This window comes from Shewanella benthica KT99 (genome assembly GCF_000172075.1).
Taxonomy (GTDB): Bacteria; Pseudomonadota; Gammaproteobacteria; order Enterobacterales; family Shewanellaceae; genus Shewanella; species Shewanella benthica_A.
In genome coordinates this window covers 1-3,924 of sequence record NZ_ABIC01000086.1, presented here as the reverse complement: position 1 = coordinate 3,924, position 3,924 = coordinate 1, and the positions used below count along the sequence as shown (strand labels likewise).

General features: G+C 44.1%; 2 protein-coding genes, 1 tRNA gene, 3 rRNA genes and 1 pseudogene. 1 reads left to right on the top strand and 6 read right to left on the bottom strand.

Translation table 11 applies throughout. The features are described from left to right. Nucleotides 1-872 precede the first annotated feature (872 nt). Both KT99_RS21245 and KT99_RS19450 read right to left on the bottom strand, forming a co-directional pair. Nucleotides 873-1,639, bottom strand: a pseudogene (locus KT99_RS21245) (transposase). 86 nt (nucleotides 1,640-1,725) lie between these two features. Continuing rightward, a complete protein-coding gene (locus tag KT99_RS19450) occupies nucleotides 1,726-2,298 on the bottom strand; it encodes a transposase (RefSeq protein WP_005503684.1) in 573 nt (190 codons plus the stop codon). A gap of 241 nt (nucleotides 2,299-2,539) precedes the next feature. Between KT99_RS19450 and KT99_RS22130 the strand changes: the two genes are divergently transcribed. Continuing rightward, the gene (locus tag KT99_RS22130; protein ID WP_005503683.1) at nucleotides 2,540-2,686 is read left to right on the top strand and encodes a hypothetical protein; all 147 of its coding nucleotides are present in this window, start codon (nucleotides 2,540-2,542) and stop codon (nucleotides 2,684-2,686) included. Nucleotides 2,687-2,801: 115 nt separating this feature from the next. Here the strand turns inward: KT99_RS22130 and rrf (KT99_RS19445) are convergent. From rrf (KT99_RS19445) to KT99_RS19430, 4 genes are all read right to left on the bottom strand, one after another. Then, nucleotides 2,802-2,917: ribosomal RNA gene (gene rrf, locus KT99_RS19445) — 5S ribosomal RNA — on the bottom strand. Nucleotides 2,918-2,957: 40 nt separating this feature from the next. Beyond that, a tRNA-Thr gene (locus tag KT99_RS19440) sits at nucleotides 2,958-3,033 on the bottom strand. Nucleotides 3,034-3,118: 85 nt separating this feature from the next. Then, nucleotides 3,119-3,234: ribosomal RNA gene (gene rrf / locus KT99_RS19435) — 5S ribosomal RNA — on the bottom strand. A 207-nt stretch (nucleotides 3,235-3,441) separates the two neighbouring features. Next, nucleotides 3,442-3,924 (bottom strand): 23S ribosomal RNA (locus KT99_RS19430); the annotation flags it as partial.

Sequence of the window (3,924 nt, the reverse complement as noted above, 5' to 3'; positions counted from 1 at the left end):
TGGTGCTTGGTAGCACCGCCGTTAGACGCTAGGTCGCAGGCTTTTACTTACTTCCCAAGGCGTTCCGCCTTGGCTAGGGATGCGTATTCTACACTCCCAGTTGTTGGCGTCAAGTGCTTTTTTAAGAAGATTTCCAAGCGGTTAAATAACCACCAGCAAACATCATAACCAAACTCACTTAACTCCCTGACTCGTTTCATTATCGCTATGGCTACTGCCTTAGTGACGCTGTTTGCCGTGTCAGTGGATGCGCATTATAGGGATATCAGCCCAGAGCGCAAGCGCTTTTTCTAGAAAAAGTGACCTTTTTTGCACCCCCAGTTTAAACACATGCTACACACTAATTACCCCCAGACTTATCCACAAAACAGATGATTTCTGACTAAGACCTCCCTTGCTTACAAGTAACCTAAGCCACCAAGTATAGAGGCAGAAGCCGTTAACCTCGCTGCAATATAGCTATTTATTAATTTCTCTAGCCAGGAAGCACTTATCATCACGAGGTTAACGATCGGAATCTCACAGGAAAGCGTTAATTAATACCTATCCAGCCCTATAAAGTAATCAGATTTATCCTATAGCTCTTTGTCATTGTCTCGACCCATTGCAGATCTGTTCTAGGTATATTCTAAGTTCTGATACCAATAGGGATAAAGAAAGTGATCAACTCAGAGTTTTAGGCTAACCAACTCAAGCGAATGAATGAGGGGATGATGATCCTACTGTCGTTATTCAAGGTAACTGCTTCACAGTTAAATAAGGAATGCGCCGGTAAATAACCTATTCGGTCCACTAAGTAGACACATGGGGGTGAAGTTTCTCCGCTTGCCCTAAACTGTGACCGCCATAGGCTCTAATACCAATCTGGAAAATTAACTGGTCATATTCGCCCAATCCCTAGAACACATTTTTGTCACTCTTTCTGCACTCTCGGTGAAAGTATTCCAGGCTTCACAAACACTATCAACAATGTCTTCATAATTTTTGAAAACTCGATTGGCAAGGCAGTGCTGGCGCATCCAGCTCCACACTTGTTCGATCGAATTAAGCTCAGGTGAATAAGGGGGTAATTTGATGAGGCTGACATTATTGAATTCATCTGCAATGCCATCGGTATGCCAGCCAGCACCATCCATAATAACGACTGCATGTCTGTCTGCTTCTGTGACTTCCGAGATCTGTCTCAAGTGCAGGATCATGGCTTCTTTACTCATCCATGGAACCACTATTGCTTGGCCTATACCTCTTCTTGGGCCTCTGCTGATTGTTTTGGGTGCTTAGAGCGTAAGGTTATCCAGGAAAACCCCATATGATTCAATAAATAATAGATAGAGTCTGGATGGTAGGTTTTGCCAAATTCTGACAGAATATAGCGATGAATATGTGCCCCGGTTAATCTATCACCTTGAGCGCTACTTGCTTTTTTTTCTATGTAGTCAGCCAGTTGCGCTCGTTGTTTAGTGCTAATAAATGTGGGGCTACCAGTACGTGGTTTCTCTTGTAAGCCTGCTAGGCCTTCTGTTAAATAGACATGTACCCACTTGTTGACACTGGTTCTACTCACTTTTAAAAATTGAGAAATTTGAGTCCGAGACTTTCCATCTTGAAAATGAGCGAGTGCAAGTAAGCGCATCTTCATTTGAATGGATGTCTGGCTACGAGCAAGAGCTCATATGTTAGTCCTTAAGGAGCTGTAGCCCTTTAAATATGAGGGGTTATACATTCTCAGACATGAGTTTCTGTTAGTTGTACAAAAAGCGTCTGATTATCTCTTTTAGGATGAGCGCGGCAAGCATACTCACTGAAGTAACGGCACCATTTCCTTAGTGTCTTTTTGATCCTGTATTCACGTCCAGATAACAGTGCTTTTAAAATGTCAGGCAGCCAATCGTTTGCACACCGTGCGACTTTTTGCGTAGATATAGTCACTTGGTGTATTAGGCCGCTCGCCCTCGCGATAAAGCGCTTTAATAGTAAGGTAAGCATGCTCGCCCACACGAGACTTTCGGCAATGCTTTTATCTCGAGTATTGAAGGTTTTTAAACCGCTGTATGACTTTAACTCCTTGAAGAATAATTCTATTTGCCAGCGTAATCCATATAATTCACTTACTTTATCAGCGCTGAATTGTGCTCGCTTTAGGTTGGTGATGAGGTAACCAATCGCCGATTTATTTCTATCCCAGAAGGCGATTAATCGATGAGTTCCTGGCTTGCTTTTCCACTGAACATCGAGGTCGATTATTTGCTCTCGATGCCATTTAAGTTGCTGTATTTTTAAAATTATCCATGAATACAAATGAAGAAGATATGATGATCACAATTAGATCATATTTTTACTTAGAATGGTATTAGGCGCTTGGAAATGACCTACGACCCACATGGACGAGGGAAGTGTCACTTATGCAGGAGCAAATCAGTGACCTCTCGTAGTCCGCAAAGTGGACACATGGGGGCGAAAAAACAGTGCTTTGGATGCGCAGCATTCAACTGTTTTGTAGCGAGAAACGACGCAGTCGCTGAGCTGGGGAGCTAGCCACATGGATGTGGTGAATGTCAAAAATGCATGGAGCAATTTTTTAACCAAGCTTAGCGGCGCGGCGACCGCCAGGGATGGCGGAAGTGTCGATATTGAAGGAGCATTTATCGACCGACATCGGGAGTTGGCACTGCACGTACGCGCTTAAGCGGATAAGACACCTGCCTGCATTGAAGTTGGATATGGGAAATAATGTCCACATTTAAAAACACCCAAACGCAAAAAGGCCACCTTATTCAGGTGGCTTCTCTACTTAAATAGGCGCCTGGAAATGACCTACTCTCACATGGGGAGACCCCACACTACCATCGGCGCAATTGCGTTTCACTTCTGAGTTCGAGATGGGATCAGGTGGGGCCACAATGCTATGGTTTCCAGGCTAATTTTTTTAGCACTATCGGTAAAATGTGCTGTGAAAATGGTGCTGATACCCAGAATCGAACTGGGGACCTCATCCTTACCAAGGATGCGCTCTACCGACTGAGCCATATCAGCAATATTTTATTCTTCTATCGATAACTTAGTCTTATGTGCTACATAAAATGTAAACTTAACTGCTAAATTATACAGTATATTAGGCGCCTGGAAATGACCTACTCTCACATGGGGAGACCCCACACTACCATCGGCGCAATTGCGTTTCACTTCTGAGTTCGAGATGGATTCAGGTGGGGCCACAATGCTATGGTTTCCAGACTAATTTTGCGATTACTTTCAGCTTTTCAAAAAGCTAAAGGTAAAAGAATTTAGAAAGCTGGCTATTTAAAAAGTCTTTTAAATAGCTTTAAATAAAAGTAATAATTGGTTCAACTTAAATCAAGTCGGTATTCTTTTGTGCTTGTAAAGTAATCACTCATTAACCACATACTTCTCTCTTAACAAGAGTAAACCCATCTGGGTTGTATGGTTAAGCCTCACGAGTCATTAGTACAGGTTAGCTCAATGCCTCACAGCACTTACACACCCTGCCTATCAACGTCCTAGTCTCGAACGGCTCTTTAGAGGAATTAAATCCCTAGGGATGACTCATCTTAGGACTCGCTTCCCGCTTAGATGCTTTCAGCGGTTATCGATTCCGAACGTAGCTACCGGGCAATGCTATTGGCATAACAACCCGAACACCAGCGGTTCGTCCACTCCGGTCCTCTCGTACTAGGAGCAGCTTCCTTCAATCATCCAACGCCCACGGCAGATAGGGACCGAACTGTCTCACGACGTTCTGAACCCAGCTCGCGTACCACTTTAAATGGCGAACAGCCATACCCTTGGGACCGACTTCAGCCCCAGGATGTGATGAGCCGACATCGAGGTGCCAAACACCGCCGTCGATATGAACTCTTGGGCGGTATCAGCCTGTTATCCCCGGCGTACCTTTTATCCGTTGAG